The sequence below is a fragment of the Nocardia sp. NBC_00881 genome (assembly GCF_045207455.1).
Taxonomy (GTDB): Bacteria; Actinomycetota; Actinomycetes; order Mycobacteriales; family Mycobacteriaceae; genus Nocardia.
This window is the reverse complement of the sequence record NZ_CP108798.1, coordinates 4173053-4187975: the sequence shown is the minus strand read 5'-3', so window position 1 is coordinate 4187975 and position 14923 is coordinate 4173053. Positions and strand designations below refer to the sequence as shown.

Genomic DNA, 14923 nt, shown 5'->3' with positions numbered 1-14923 from the left:
TCACATCGGGAATATTCCGATGGTGACCACTTGGTTACCTGGTGTCCTCGCGAGCCTGGTTTTCGCCGTTATCGCGCGTCCGGATACTCCGCGATCAAGGAGTTGAGAAAGCACCTCGCCGCCGAGGCGGATCGCTCGGGATCGCCATCGATCACGGCGTGCACCAATTCGGCGTGCTCCTCCGGATAGGAGTCGCTGGACTTCAAAGTCCGTGCACGAATTACTTGCTCGATGATAGGCAGCAGCGAATCGTAGAATTCGAGGTACACCGTGTTGTGGCTCGCGACGACGATCGCGCGGTGCAGTTCGACATCCGCGGCGATCGCGGTGGTCGGGTCGTCCTCCCACACCTTGTCGCGTTCGCCGAGTAGGCGAAGCAGGTTCGCGATGTCGGTGTCGTCGCGGCGGCGCGCCGCCAGCCCGGCGGCGGTGGTGTCCAGTGCCAGGCGGAGCTCCAGGATGTCGCGTTCCTCGGCGTCGGCGAAGTATTTTCCCAGAGTGCCACCGAGATCGGAGGCTGCGATCACATAGGTGCCCGAGCCTTGCCGACGTTCCAGCATGCCCGCGTGCACGAGGGCCTGGACGGCTTCGCGCACGGTGTTTCGGCCGGTGCCGGTGAGCTCGGTGAGCTCTGGTTCGGTGGGAATTCGGGAGCCGATCGGCCAACGGCCGGAACGAATTTCGGCACGCAGCTGCTCGGTCACCTGAGCGATGAGGCTGGTTCGCCGGACGGGTTGCACTCCGACAGGGTACCGCCCGTCACAAACCATTGCCCGTCATCATCCGGTCATCCTATGATTTCTCGGTGACTACGACCCTTCCGGAAACTCAGGTTCGTCAGGAATCCGTCTTGGTCGAGCGCCGTCGACGCGCACTGACGGAGGGCCGCCTGCTGGTCCTCGCCGCCATTGTGATGTCGGCGCTCACCCTACGGGTCGCCGTCACCGCGTTCAGCCCGCTGGCCGAGCGGATCGGCGCAGAGATCGGTTACGGCACCGCTGTGGTCGGCGTTTTCGGCATGATCCCGACCGCCATGTTCGCGCTGTCCGGACTGCTGACCCCGGTTATGGCTCGCCGTCTCGGACTGGAACGCACCGCGTTGACCGCCATGCTGATGGCGGGCGCGGGCATGCTGATCCGGGTGCTGGTGTCCGGCACCGGAGAGCTACTCGTGTTCTCCGCGCTCGCGCTCGCGGGGATGGGTATCGGCAATGTGGTGATCCCGCCGCTGCTGAAGCGGTACTTTCCGGATCGCCTCGCCGTGACCAGCTCGCTGTACATCATGATGGTGCAGCTGGGCACCGTCGTGCCCGCGTTCACGGCGGTGCCACTCGCCGACGCGCACGGGTGGCGGGTCTCGATCGGAGTGTGGTCGCTGCTCGGTTTCGCGGCGGCGGTGCCGTGGATCGGGGTGCTGCGCGACCGCCGCGGCCGAGACCGCGCGGACACGACGGCGGCGCCCGCACCGCGGACCGGACGCGTCTGGCGCTCGCCGATCGCCTGGGGCATGTCCGGCATGTTCGGCATGACCTCGCTGACCACGTACGCCATCTTCGCCTGGCTGCCGAAAATCCTGAGCGAGGCGGGCGCTGATGCCGGATTCGGCGGCGCGATGGTCGGGCTGTTCGCCGTGGTCGGTCTGGTCGCGGCGCTCACCGCGCCGACAGTGGTCGCCCGGTTCCGCAATCCGTTCCTCGTCGTGGTGGCCTGCGCGGTGTTGTACTTCGCCGCGTTCGCGGGGCTGCTGATCGCGCCGATGGGCGCGACCATCCTGTGGGTCGTGCTGCTCGGTCTCGGTCCGAGCACCTTCCCGATGGCGCTGACCCTGATCAACCTGCGCACGCGCACGGCAGTCGGATCGGCCGCGCTGTCCGGCTTCACCCAGGGCGTCGGTTACGCCGTGGCCTGCGTCGGTCCGCTGCTGTTCGGCATCCTGCACACGGCGACCGGCGGCTGGCTCGCACCGTTCGCGCTGCTCGGTGTCGCGGTGCTTGTCTTGCTGGCGGGTGCCTGGCAGGCATGCAAACCGCGAATGCTCGAAGACACCTGGTGATATTCGACGGTGAGATTGCGGCGCACCGCGATCTCACCGTTCGAGTTGCGTGGGTGTGCGGACCGGGGCATGCTGTGCGCGTCACATCTCACCGGCTGCCGAATTCGGAATCGGCCCCTTTGTCGACACACGGAAATCGTTGTGTCACATGCCGGAAACATTTACCGGAACTCACCCCTGTTCTCGGATAATCGTGAGCAACCGTTGATTTGACGGTCATTTCGCGCAGCATTTCGGCAATACCCGTTTTCTACCGTGGGGCCAACCGATTTTGGGAGGCCCTGTTGAGCACGCTGACGCGCAACCGCTGGGGAGCGCTGGGACAGACGACGATCCAGCGCCCGCACATCGAGCATTGGGATGCCGAGGATGTCGCGGCCTGGGAAGCGGGCGGCAAGGACATCGCCAAGCGGAACCTGATCTGGTCGGTCATCGCCGAGCACGTGGGATTCTCGGTCTGGTCGATCTGGTCAGTGATGGTGCTGTTCATGCCGGCCGACAAGTTCGGCATCGACGCCGCGGGCAAATTCTTCCTGGTCGCGATGCCGACGCTGGTCGGCGCGTTTCTGCGGATTCCCTACACCGTCGCGACCGCGCGGTTCGGCGGGCGCAACTGGACGGTCTTCAGCGCCGTCCTGCTGCTGATCCCGACGTTGCTCACGCTGTACTTCGTCAACCAGCCCGGTACCCCGTACGGGACGTTCCTCGTGGTCGCGGCGTTCGCGGGCTTCGGCGGCGGCAACTTCGCCTCCTCGATGACCAACATCAACGCCTTCTACCCGCAGCGGTTGAAGGGCTGGGCGCTCGGCCTGAACGCCGGCGGCGGCAATATCGGCGTTCCGGTGATCCAGCTGATCGGTCTACTGGTCATCGCGACCCTCGGCAACGGCTACGCCTCGCTGATCTGCGCGGTCTACCTGGTGCTCGTCGCGCTCGCCGGTCTCGGCGCCGCGCTGTACATGGACAACCTGCCCAATCAGAAGGCCGATCTGTCCTACATGCTCACCGCGCTGAAGGTGCCCCAGTCCTGGGCGATCGCGTTCCTCTACATCGGCACGTTCGGCTCGTTCATCGGCTACAGCTTCGCCTTCGGTCAGGTGCTGCAGATCAGCTTCAAGGCCGGCGGCGACACCGTCGTGCAGGCCACACTGCACGCCGCGCAGATCGCGTTCGTCGGTCCGCTGCTCGGTTCACTGGCCCGGCCCTACGGCGGAAAGTGGGCCGACCGAATCGGCGGCAGCCGGGTCACCTTGTACGTGTTCGGCGCCATGATGGCGGCCGCGGTGCTGGTCGCGACGGCGAGCACTATGGCGGACCGTAACGGCGGCGTGGCGAGCGGCCCGGTGATGACCACCCTCGTCGTCGGATTCATCGTGCTGTTCGCGCTGTCAGGTATCGGCAACGGATCGGTCACCAAGATCATTCCGTCGGTGTTCGATGCGAAGTCCAAGAGCCTGGACGGCACCACCGCCGCACGGGCCGCGTGGTCGCAGAACACCTCCGGTGCGCTCATCGGATTCGTCGGCGCCATCGGCGCGCTCGGTGGCGTCGCCATCAACCTCGTGCTGCGCTCCTCGTACGCCTCCACTACCTCGGCGACCACGGCGTTCTGGGTGTTCACGGCCTTCTACGTGGCCTGCGCGCTGGTGGTCTGGGCGATCTTCCTGCGTCGTCCCGGTGTGCGCGCCGTCCCTGCGGACCCCGATGTCGTGGTGCGGGCCGAGGCGTTCGTGCTCGACGCCGAAGCCGCCCGCTCGTCCCAGTCCGCCGGCTCGTCGACCCGCGCCTGACCTTCGATCCAGTCCAGGAGGACCAACAGATGAACCCCACAGTCGATCGCAAGACCGCGGTGGTCGTCGGCCACGGCATGGTCGGGCACCGGTTCGTCGAGGCGCTGCGTTCGCGTGACACCGAAGGCCGGTGGCAGGTCGTCATCCTCAGCGAGGAGCCGCTGCCCGCTTACGACCGGGTCGGTCTGTCGTCCTACGTAGGCGCCTGGGACGCGAGCGCGCTGGCGCTGCTCGGCAACGAGTACGCCGGTGACGACCTGGTCGAGCTGCGGCTCGGCCAGTGCGCCGAGTCGATCGACCGCGAGGCGCGCAAGGTGACCACGTCGGCCGGTGACACTCTCGCCTACGACGCGCTTGTGCTGGCCACCGGCTCCTACCCGTTTGTGCCGCCGGTGCCGGGCCACGACCACCCCCGGTGCTTCGTCTACCGGACCATCGAGGACTTGGACGGCATCCGCGCGGCCGCGGAAGCCGCCGGACCCGGCGCGTCGGGCGTGGTGGTCGGCGGTGGACTACTCGGCCTGGAAGCCGCGAACGCGCTGCGACTGCTCGGGCTCACCCCGCATGTGGTCGAGTTCAACGCCAGACTGATGCCCGCCCAGGTAGATGAGGGGGGCGGCGCCATCCTGGAGCGGCTGGTCACCGATCTCGGCCTGCACGTGCACACCGGTGTCGGCACCTCCTCGATCGAGTCGGGCGACCAGGGTGTGCAGGTCACGCTGTCGGACGAGTCGGTGATCGAGGCCGGGCTGGTGGTGTTCTCCGCCGGTGTCCGCCCGCGCGACCAGATCGCCCGCGACGCGGGCCTCGAAGTCGGCCCCCGCGGTGGCATCGTCACCGACCTCGGGCTGCAGACCTCCGACCCGAACATTTGGGCCATCGGCGAATGCGCCGCCGTGGAGGGCGTGTGCTACGGGCTGGTCGCGCCCGGATACAGCACCGCCGAGATCGTCGCGGACCGGCTGCTCGGCGGCGCGGGCGAATTCCCCGGCGCGGACATGTCGACCAAGCTCAAGCTGCTCGGCGTCGACGTGGCAAGCTTCGGCGACGCCCACGGCACCACAGCGGGTGCGCTCTCGGTGGTGCTGCACGACGCGGCCAAGGGCACCTACGCCAAACTCGTCGTCTCCGACGACGCGAAGATCCTGCTCGGCGGCATCTTGGTCGGCGACGCCTCCGCCTACTCGGCGCTGCGGCCGCTCGTCGGCCGTCCGCTGCCCGCCGAACCGGCCGCGCTGATCTCACCCGCCGGCGCGGAGCTCGGTGCGGACGCGCTGCCGGACGACGCGCAGATCTGCTCCTGCAACAACGTGACGAAGGGCGCGATCTGCGGGGCGATCGCGGACGGCGCTTGCGACATTCCCGGCATCAAGAAGTGCACTACCGCCGGAACCTCCTGCGGCGGTTGCGTTCCCATGATCAAGAAGCTGCTCGAGCAGTCCGGCGTGGAGATGTCCAAGGCGCTGTGCGAGCACTTCGAGCAGTCGCGTGCCGAGCTCTTCCAGATCGTCCAGGTCACCGGCATCCGCACCTTCTCGGCCCTGATCGCCAAGTACGGCAAGGGAACCGGCTGCGACATCTGCAAGCCGACCGTCGCCTCCATCCTCGCCTCCACCTCGAGCGGCCACATCCTCGACGGTGAGCAGGCCGCGCTGCAGGACACCAACGACCACTTCCTGGCCAACCTGCAGAAGAACGGCACCTATTCGGTGGTGCCCCGGATGCCGGGCGGCGAGGTCACCGCCGAGCAGCTGATCACCATCGGTGAGGTGGCCAAGGAGTTCGGCCTGTATGTCAAGGTCACCGGCGGCCAGCGCATCGACCTGTTCGGCGCGCGCGTGGAGCAGCTGCCGCTGATCTGGAAGCGACTGGTCGACGTGGGCATGGAATCCGGCCACGCCTACGGCAAGTCGCTACGCACCGTGAAAAGCTGCGTCGGCTCCACCTGGTGCCGCTACGGCCAGCAGGACTCGGTCGGCATGGCCGTGCTGTTGGAGAAGCGCTACCGTGGCCTGCGCTCGCCGCACAAGCTGAAGCTGGCGGTCTCCGGCTGTGCGCGCGAATGCGCCGAGGCACGCGGCAAAGATGTCGGTGTGATCGCCACCGAGAACGGCTGGAACCTGTACGTCGGCGGCAACGGCGGCCTCACCCCGAAGCACGCGGTGCTGCTCGCGGGCGACCTCGACGACGAGACGCTGATCAGGTACATCGACCGCTACCTGATGTTCTATATCCGCACCGCCGATCGTCTGCAGCGCACCGCGCCGTGGCAGGAGGCGCTCGAAGGCGGTATCGAATACCTCCAGCAGGTGATCTGCGAGGACAGCCTCGGCATCGCCGAGGATCTGGAGGTGGCGATGGCCCAGCATGTCGCGGGCTACCGCGACGAGTGGGCCGCTGTGCTGGAAGACGAAGAGAAGCTGTCTCGCTTCGTCTCGTTCGTCAATGCCCCGGAGGAGGCCGATCCGACGATTTCCTTCGACGAAACCGGGGAGCGGAAGGTTCCCGTCCTGCTCGGACTTCCGGAAGTGCCTATCGCCACGCCGGGGAAATGACCGCTTAACCGCACGGAAACAGAACGTCGGTACGAATGAGTAAGGCGTTTGGAGGATGACACCGATGACCGTGATCGATACCCCTGGCATCGCCGCAGCAACCACCACTGGGTGGACGCACGCATGCCGGCTCGACTACTTGATTCCCGGCCGCGGCGTTGCGGTGTTGCTGAAAGGTGGCCAACAGGCTGCGCTGTTCCTGCAGAGCGACGGCATGCTCTATGCCGTCGGCAATATCGACCCGATCGGGCGGGCCGCGGTCATGTCGCGCGGTATCGTCGGGGATCGCGGCGGCGTGCCCGTCGTGGCCTCGCCCTTGTTGAAGCAGGCGTTCTCCCTGGTCGACGGGCGCTGCCTGGACGACGAATCGGCGATGCTGCCGGTGTACGCGGTGCGCGTGGACGACGGCATCGTTTCGATTTCCAACGAGCCGGTGCCATCCGGGCTCGTCTCCTCGGATGGATGACGGCATGACAACACTTGACACCGGCGCCGGCCTGGCCGGGTTCACGGTCGGCATCACGGCCGCCAGAAGGGCCGAAGAATTCGCCACGCTGCTCGAACGGCGAGGGGCGGCCACCGTTTCCGCACCGGCCATCCGGATCATTCCGCTGGCCGACGACACCGAGCTGGAGCGAGTCACCCGGCAGCTTGTCGCCGATCCACCCCAGATCACCGTGGCCACCACCGGCATCGGTTTCCGCGGGTGGATGGAGGCGGCCGAAGGCTGGGGACTGGCCGAGGATCTGCGCGGCACGCTCGGTGTCACCCGGATGCTCGCGCGCGGCCCGAAGGCGAAGGGTGCCATCCGTGCCGCTGAACTGCGCGAAGAATGGTCGCCCGTCTCGGAGTCTTCCGCGGAGGTGCTCGACCACCTGCTCGCCGAGGGCGTGGAGGGCGTCCGAATCGCGGTGCAGCTGCACGGCGCGACCACCGAGTGGGAGCCGGTGCCCGACTTCTGTGAGGTATTGCGTTGCGCCGGCGCGGATGTCGTGCCGGTCCCGGTGTATCGCTGGGTGCCGCCGGACAACCGGGGGCCGATGGATCAGCTGATCGAGTCCATCGTTACTTCCAGCCTGGACTGCGTCACCTTCACCAGCGCGCCCGCGGTCGCGTCGATGTTGATGCGCGCCAAGGAGACCGGGCTGCTCGAAGGTCTGTTGTACGCGCTGCGCGGCCGGGTGCTGCCCGCATGCGTCGGCCCGATCACGGCGGCGCCGCTGGAAGAGCTCGGGGTGCCCACCTCGATGCCGGGCCGCGCTCGGCTCGGTGCGCTTGCCCGCCACGTCGCCGAGGAACTGCCGCGGCGCGCCAACCGAATCCACGCCGCGGGTCACAACATCAGCGTGCGGGGCGGCTGCGTGGTGGTCGACGGTCGGGTGCGCCAGCTCGCGCCCGCGCCGATGGCTTTGATGCGCTCGTTGGCCAGGCAGCCCGGACGGGTGGTCTCCCGCGAGGACCTCCTCGCCGCGCTGCCCGGCGGCGGCGACGACACGCACGCGGTGGAGACCGCCATCGCCCGTCTCCGTGCCGGGCTCGGCGCACCGAAAGCGATTCAGACCGTGGTCAAACGCGGATACCGGCTCGCGCTGGACCCCGCGGAGTGCATCGACAACAACTCACGGCCCCAGGCGACAGGAGGCCCGCAGGTGCCCGGTGTCGGAATTCCGACCCGGGCACCGCGGTACATCCAGGCTGCGGGGAGCTGGTGACCTCGCCCGCCCTGGTGCTGGTGGCCCACGGGACCCGAAGCACCAAGGGTGTGCAGATGATCGCGGCGCTCGCCGAAGCCGTGTCGAAGGAACTCGGTGCCGGGATTTCGGGGCCCGGCACCGAGGCCGGCGAAGCACCATGGGTGCGCACGGCTTTCGTCGACGTGCTCGGCCCTTCGCCGTCGGAGGTGCTGCGCGACCTGGTGACGCCGGCTGAGGAAGCCGTTCCCACGGTGCTTGTTCCGGCGTTCTTGGCTTCCGGATACCACGTCTACCAGGACGTGCCACGCGAAGTGGCAGAGAGTGCCCATCCCGCGGTGGTGGTGACGCCGGCCATGGGACCTGATCCAGCGTTGGCGCGGATCATGACGATGCGCCTGCGCGCCGCGGGCTGGCAGCGCGGTGACGCGGTGGTCTTCGCTGCGGCGGGCTCCTCGGATGCCCGTGCCCGGCAGGACGTTCGGCGTGCGGCCGCGTTGCTGGCCGAACGCCTCGGCGTACCGGTCCGCATCGGCTACGTCGCGACCGATGCGCCCCGCATACCGGAGGCGGTCGCCGACCTGCGTGCCGCGGGCGCGCGACGGGTGTTCATCGCCTCGTACCTGCTGGCACACGGCCTGTTCCAGCAGCGTCTGCACGAAGCGAGCGCCGATGGCGTCGCCGAACCCATCGGCGTGCACCCGGCCGTCGTCCGGCTCATCGCCGACCGCTACCGGGCCGCCGCCCGCGAGATCGTCCGGGCGCGCGCTCGCTGAGTTCGCGAATCCGTCCTTCTCGGCAGATGGTCACGTGAGCGCGGCGGTGTCCGCGGCGCGCGCCGGCGGAGTCCAGGAAGCGCGGGTGTTCAGCGTCGACGCGTCGCTGCTGCTGGTGCTCCGGTAGGCATCGCCGATCGCGGCGAGTTCGTGTTCGGACAGCACGTCGTCGATCCGGGCGAATCCGTGCGGGGCCCGCCGCGCCACCATGCGCAAGATGCGCTCAGGTCCCAATTCCCGGTTGGCCAGCACGATCGCGTTGACCGTCTCCCGCCGCGCACGCTCGTAGCCGGCCAGCGCGGCCGGCGTGTCCAGTGCGGTCGCTAGGTGATATGCCAGCACGCGCGCGTCCAGGATCGCCTGTGATCCGCCGTTCGACCCGATCGGATACATCGGATGTGCCGCGTCGCCGGCCAAGGTGACCCGGTCGGTACCCCAGTAGGCCAGGGGATCCCGGTCCACCATTGGATATTCCAAGATCGAATCGGCGCCCCGGATCAGCTCCGGCACATCCAGCCAGTCGAACTGCCAGTCGGCGAAGTGCGGCAGCACGTCGTCGAGCCGACCCCGCGCCGTCCAGTCCGCGGCGAACCCCTCATCGGGCCGACGGACTTCCGCCACCCAATTGATGGTCGCCAGACCGTCGACAGTCGGCGAAATCGGGTACGCAACGAACTTCGCCGCCGTATTGCACCCCGCCATGATCATGGTCCGTCCATTGAGGAACGGTTGGCGTATCGCGGTACCCCGCCACATCCGGATGCCTGAGCCGATCGGCGGGCCCTCGCCGGGATGTAGGTGAGCGCGAACCGCCGAGTGCAGCCCGTCCGCGCCGATCAGCGCGTCGCCATCCCACGACCCCAGCTCGCCGGTACGGCGGTCGAGCAAGTGCACTCGCACTCCGTCCCCGGTGTCGGCGAAGCGGCTGAGTGCCACTCCGGTCCGGACCGCGTCGACGCCGAGCCGCTCGGTCACCGCACGCAAAAGCATCAGCTGCAATTCGCCGCGGTGAATGGAGTACTGCGGCCACCGGTAACCCGCTGCGATTCCCCGCGGCTCACACCAGATCTGATTGCCGAACCGGTCGTAATGAATCATCTCGGCGGTGGGCACGCCGAGTGCGGCCAATTCGTCGCCGAAACCGAGTTCGGTCAATTCACGCACGGCATGCGGCAGCAGGTTGATGCCGACACCCGCGGTGGTGAGTTCCCGCGCCTTGTCCACCACCACGCATTCGACGCCGGCGGCGTGCAGGCTGAGCGCGGTGGTCAGCCCCGCGATCCCGGCGCCGGCGATCAGCACGCCCGCGTCGGTCCCGTTGATCACAGGAGCACCTCTGGTAGGTATCGCTCGCGCACGAACGCGACCGGGCTGCCACCTACGTCCAGTCGGGCGGTGATGTCGAACAGTGGGTTGTCGGGCTGGTCGTCGGATCCGCGTACCACGCTGAGTGTGTGCCGCTTGGGATGCAATGGAGCAAGTAGTAATCCCAATGGCACGTCGCCGTCTCGGAGTGCGAGGGCTGTACGGTATGGCACACGGCCGAGTACGACGATGGCCGTCGCCTCCGAAAGCACGCGATTGCGGTTGTCCAGCAAGCGTATTTTCCGCCGCTGCACCGGTTCCGGCCGCCAAAGATCGAGGTCGGCGAACTCGGTGGCGGAAAGCCGGTCATCGTGCCGGTCTACGACCTCCAGCAGCACCGGGCCGCCGGTCCAGGCCGCGAGGGTCCGGGTTGCGCTATCGCTGTCCCGCAGCAGCCTGATCAGCCGTTCGGAATCCGGGCGGATCGCCCGTTCGGTCACCGCGACATGATCGGCAGGAACAGACTCTGCCGAGCCGTCAAACGACATGAGCGCTCCACGGGGAAATCATTGGTAGCTGAATGGGCAGGAACGCTGCGCCCCCCGGCCAGGATCAGCACCGCTCGAAAGGCATTGTAACCATTGAACTTTGCGACTTGCGCTTCGAGCGGTGTGGCGGCTTGATCGTGGATCCGGCTACTGGTGTGCTTGCAAGTTTCCGATTCTGCGCCGACCGTGGAGCAGTTGCTCGTGGCATCGGCCCGCGGGGCCGGTCGATTCTCGAGATGAAAGCCCAGATGAAGGCCGAATCGTCGAGCTAGAACGGTCGTGGGGCCACAACTCGACTGACATGTCCACGCCGCTGTCAGAGGATCGATTGCGGCGCAGGTTTTCTCGGTCACCGGCATGCACGACACGGTGATTGTGGTGCATGTCACCCGCTTCCGTGCCGATGGGGTGACCGCGCTGATCCGGTACGGGCGGCATTTGCCGGCGTGGGTGACGTATCCGGTGGTGTATCAGCATGTCCCGACGCGCGTGGAGTTGATCATCGACGTGGCCGGCGCGAAAGTGTGTCCACGGGTGGATCATTTCGCTGATCCGGGTCCGAATCGACCAGTGGGTTCGGCATCCGAACATTTTTCGGTCGGTACTATCGGATCGCGAAGTTGCACTCGGCCATGCCCGCCTGTCACATCACCGCAGCACCTCTGGCAGGTATCGCTCGCGCACGAACGCGACCGGGCTGCCACCTACGTCCAGTCGGGCGGTGATGTCGAACAGTGGGTTGTCGGGCTGGTCGTCGGATCCGCGTACCACGCTGAGTGTGTGTCGCTTGGGATGCAATGGAGCAAGTAGTAATCCCAATGGCACGTCGCCGTCTCGGAGTGCGAGGGCTGTACGGTATGGCACACGGCCGAGTACGACGATGGCCGTCGCCTCCGAAAGCACGCGATTGCGGTTGTCCAGCAAGCGTATTTTCCGCCGCTGCACCGGTTCCGGCCGCCAAAGATCGAGGTCGGCGAACTCGGTGGCGGAAAGCCGGTCATCGTGCCGGTCTACGACCTCCAGCAGCACCGGGCCGCCGGTCCAGGCCGCGAGGGTCCGGGTTGCGCTATCGCTGTCCCGCAGCAGCCTGATCAGCCGTTCGGAATCCGGGCGGATCGCCCGTTCGGTCACCGCGACATGATCGGCAGGAACAGACTCTGCCGAGCCGTCAAACGACATGAGCGCTCTCCGTGCTGAGCCGGTTGCAGTTCGGTGCGTCATCACGCCGGTAACTCACATACGTGTGCGAGGCCGCGAGCGGCCATCACATCGAGCAGGCACGTACGCGGGGTCGCCATCCCGGTCAGGTGCCCACATACCGTGAACACCATGTGTGCCTCTGCGCGGCGACACTCATCTATCAGATCTATGGATGCTTGCGGCAATGTCGCGGCTAGCGGCTCCCGTTCTCGGAAGACGGCCGCGAGTTGGTAGCCACGTTCGCGAGCGGAGGCCTGCATCCGCTGCTCGCACGTGGTCGACCCATGTCCGGCGAGATCCAGCCGGGTGTAGCCATGTGCCGACGACAGATTCACACTCATCGGTTGCCGCCCCTGCTCCGAATGGACACCGTCTGCAACCCCGAACCCACCAATACCCCGCGCAGCGTGTAGAACACCATTCGTCTCAACCTCGCAATGTTCTGGCAGATCGTCACCGGTCGGCTCGCGGACCGTGCCGATTCGGTGACTGGAGCGGTCAATCGAGACGAGCATGGCCGACTACCAGCAGTCCTGGCATCGGTAGGCCGTAGGTAGGAGGGCAGTGGCAGCCTTCCTGCGCGGGGGACGCCAGTCGCATACGGTCGCGAAGACGATCGAACAGCAAGGATGTGGCGCGCGGTGATGGCGTCGGCGCAACGACAGTCGGTGTGCCACCGAACCGTTGATCATCGGGCGCGGAGCTTTGGGCGCACCAGGTAGCTGCTTGTGACCAGTGGGGCGCGGCATGGACGGTGCATAGTGCAATGCGGTCATCGGGGCAGATCATCACCGATCGCGGCCGGAAGCAATGACCGGGGCCGAACTCGAAGAGCTGGCCACCGAGACCGCACAGCTCGCCGGAGGGCCGCAACCTTGCGAGCGGAGCCCGGTCGCCGTCACGGTTGGCGTCGGCGAACCGCCGTTCGAGACACAGGATATTCCGACTGCGGGGCAGCGGGGGAACGTGTGAACGACGCACGGTAGCTGCTCGGCGGCACACCGACGTGGCGGATCATGTGTTGGCGTAGCGATTCCGCCGAGCCGATGCCGCTGTGCCGTGCCACCTGATCCATCGGCAGCGAGGTGGATTCCAGCAGCTCTCGTGCACGCTGGAGGCGTTGGTGCAGTAGCCATTTCTGCGGACTGAGACCGGTCTCCTCATGGAAACGGCGGGTCAGCGTGCGGACGCTGGTCCGAGCATGAGTGGCCAGGTCCTCCAGCGACAGTGGCGTGTCCAGCCGTTCCATCGCCCAGTTGCGGGTGGCCGCCAGGGTCAGTCCGTTCTCCGGGGGTAGTGGGGCGTCCACGAACTGGGCCTGCCCGCCGGGCCGCACCGGGGTCACGACGGCGGCGCGGGCGGCCGCGTTCGCCACCGTCGCACCGTAGTCGGTGCGAATCAGGTGCAGGCACAAATCGATACCGGCTGCTGCGCCCGCGGCGGTCGTGACCGGGCCGTCCTCGATGAACAGCGCGTCGGTGCGCACCGATACGTCCGGGAACATCGCGGCCAACTCGTCAGCCAGGGCCCAGTGCGTGGTTGCGGTGCGGCCGGACAGCAAGCCGGCCTGAGCCAAGACGAAGGCGCCGCTGCAGATCGAGGTGACGCGCTTGCCGTCGTCGAAGGCGCTGCGTAACGCGGCCAGCGTGGTGTCGTCGGCGCTGCCGCGGCTTCCGGTGCTCGGCACGACGACGGTATCCGCCTCCTCCATGGCGTCGAGTCCGTGTGACACCACGACGTCGAATCCGCCGATCCCCGCGGACAGCACGCCGGGCACGGCGGTGCAGACCATGATGCGGTAGCCGGGTGCGTCGCCCACCACTGCCGCGCCGAGTAGCGACGCGGGCATGGCCAGGTCGAATGCCTTTACCGGGGGTACCGCGACGACGGCGACAGTGCGCATGGCCTGATCCTTGGGATAGTTGGCAATTCGGCCACTAGCCTACCCGGCGGCTCGGCGGCAGGCTGAACGCACGCGATCGGCAAGCGGGCGATGTAGCCAGCGGTCGCGCGGATATTATTGTGCTAGAAGGGAATTCACATGCGTTTGCATGTCATCGTCGGCCGGGGCGGCACCGCATCGGCCACCGCGACGCTGCTGGTCGAGTCCGGTGACCGGGTGCGGATGGTCAGCCGCAGCGGTGCGGGACCCGAGCACCCGAACATCGAGCGGGTCGCGCTGGACGGGCTGAACACGGCGGCGCTGACCGCGCTCGCCGAGCACGCCGCCACCGTGTTCAACATGGCCATGCCCGCCTATCACACCTGGCCCGAACAGGTTCCGCCGTTGTTCGAGTCCATTCGCACGGCCGCGGAACAATCCGGCGCGAATTTGGTGATGCTGGGCAACCTGTACGGCTACGGTCCCGCCGACGCTCCGCTGACCGAGCAGTCACCGCTGGCGGCCACCGGCCCGAAGGGGATGGTGCGGGCCAGGATGTGGCGGGAGGCCGAGGAGGCGCACCTGGCCGGGCGGCTGCGCGCCACCGAAGTGCGGGCGGGGCAGCTCATCGGCCCCGGCGCGTTCTCGTTGTTCACGCTGCTCGCCCAGCCCAAGATCCGGGCCGGGCAGCTCGTGCTGCTGCCCCAGGCTCTCGACCTGCCACACGCCTACACCGCGATCGGCGACGCCGCCGCGGCCCTGGTGGCGGTGGCCCGCGACGAGCGCGCGTGGGGTCGGGCCTGGCACGCACCGACCATCACCGCGACGGCGCGTGCGCTGGCCGAGCGGTTCGCCGAGGCCACAGGTGCGCCCGCGCCGCGATTGGCGGTGATGACCGATCGCGAGCTGACGATGCTCGGGCTCGCCGACCCGTTCTGGGCCGAATTGTTCGAGACCTATCACATGTCGCATGCGACGTTCACCGTCGACGACACGGACATCCGGGAGACGTTCGGCCTGAAGGCGTCCGATCCGGACGAGGTGTTCGGGGAGGTGGCGCGCACGTCCTGATACCTGGCCGTTGTTCGCCGCCGCGCTGGGCGTTCAGCCGCGAATCTGTCAT

The 14923-nt window shown here is 67.5% G+C and carries 13 protein-coding genes; 7 read left to right on the top strand and 6 right to left on the bottom strand.

Annotated features, from left to right (window positions below; all coding sequences use genetic code 11):
* Nucleotides 1-68: 68 nt before the first annotated feature.
* Nucleotides 69-740, bottom strand: a complete 672-nt coding sequence (locus OH799_RS17445; protein ID WP_406281607.1) for a FadR/GntR family transcriptional regulator — start codon at nt 738-740, stop codon at nt 69-71.
* A gap of 65 nt (nt 741-805) precedes the next feature.
* On the opposite strand from OH799_RS17445, the gene OH799_RS17440 reads away from it, so the two are divergent.
* The 6 genes from OH799_RS17440 to OH799_RS17415 all read left to right on the top strand — a co-directional run bounded on the left by OH799_RS17440 (nt 806) and on the right by OH799_RS17415 (nt 8865).
* Nucleotides 806-2053: an MFS transporter gene (locus tag OH799_RS17440; RefSeq protein ID WP_406281604.1), complete on the top strand. Its 1248-nt coding sequence runs from the start codon at nt 806-808 to the stop codon at nt 2051-2053.
* Between the two features lie 332 nt (nt 2054-2385).
* Nucleotides 2386-3843, top strand: a complete 1458-nt coding sequence (locus OH799_RS17435) for a nitrate/nitrite transporter (protein WP_406282208.1) — start codon at nt 2386-2388, stop codon at nt 3841-3843.
* A gap of 29 nt (nt 3844-3872) precedes the next feature.
* A complete protein-coding gene (nirB, locus tag OH799_RS17430) occupies nt 3873-6398 on the top strand; it encodes a nitrite reductase large subunit NirB (RefSeq protein WP_406281601.1) in 2526 nt (841 codons plus the stop codon).
* Nucleotides 6399-6462: 64 nt separating this feature from the next.
* Complete coding sequence (nirD, locus tag OH799_RS17425) at nt 6463-6864, top strand: nitrite reductase small subunit NirD (RefSeq protein ID WP_357266814.1); 402 nt, start codon at nt 6463-6465, stop codon at nt 6862-6864.
* Between the two features lie 4 nt (nt 6865-6868).
* Nucleotides 6869-8110, top strand: coding sequence for a uroporphyrinogen-III synthase (locus OH799_RS17420; RefSeq protein WP_406281597.1), 1242 nt, complete (start codon nt 6869-6871; stop codon nt 8108-8110).
* Nucleotides 8107-8865, top strand: coding sequence for a sirohydrochlorin chelatase (locus OH799_RS17415; RefSeq protein ID WP_406281594.1), 759 nt, complete (start codon nt 8107-8109; stop codon nt 8863-8865). The genes OH799_RS17420 and OH799_RS17415 overlap by 4 nt, the downstream gene beginning before the upstream one ends.
* Nucleotides 8866-8895: 30 nt before the next feature.
* Here OH799_RS17415 and OH799_RS17410 read toward each other — a convergent pair whose 3' ends face one another.
* From OH799_RS17410 to OH799_RS17390, 5 genes are all read right to left on the bottom strand, one after another.
* Complete coding sequence (locus OH799_RS17410; protein WP_406281591.1) at nt 8896-10191, bottom strand: flavin-dependent oxidoreductase; 1296 nt, start codon at nt 10189-10191, stop codon at nt 8896-8898.
* On the bottom strand, nt 10188-10718 hold the full coding sequence (locus OH799_RS17405; protein ID WP_406281588.1) for a hypothetical protein: 531 nt from the start codon (nt 10716-10718) through the stop codon (nt 10188-10190). Before OH799_RS17405 ends, OH799_RS17410 begins: the two co-directional genes overlap by 4 nt.
* A 648-nt stretch (nt 10719-11366) precedes the next feature.
* On the bottom strand, nt 11367-11897 hold the full coding sequence (locus tag OH799_RS17400; protein ID WP_406281585.1) for a hypothetical protein: 531 nt from the start codon (nt 11895-11897) through the stop codon (nt 11367-11369).
* A 41-nt stretch (nt 11898-11938) separates the two neighbouring features.
* The gene (locus OH799_RS17395; protein WP_406281583.1) at nt 11939-12259 is read right to left on the bottom strand and encodes a hypothetical protein; all 321 of its coding nucleotides are present in this window, start codon (nt 12257-12259) and stop codon (nt 11939-11941) included.
* 557 nt (nt 12260-12816) lie between these two features.
* Nucleotides 12817-13821, bottom strand: a complete 1005-nt coding sequence (locus tag OH799_RS17390; RefSeq protein WP_406281580.1) for a GlxA family transcriptional regulator — start codon at nt 13819-13821, stop codon at nt 12817-12819.
* 138 nt (nt 13822-13959) lie between these two features.
* Between OH799_RS17390 and OH799_RS17385 the strand changes: the two genes are divergently transcribed.
* A complete protein-coding gene (locus tag OH799_RS17385; protein WP_406281577.1) occupies nt 13960-14871 on the top strand; it encodes an NAD-dependent epimerase in 912 nt (303 codons plus the stop codon).
* Nucleotides 14872-14923: the final 52 nt, after the last annotated feature.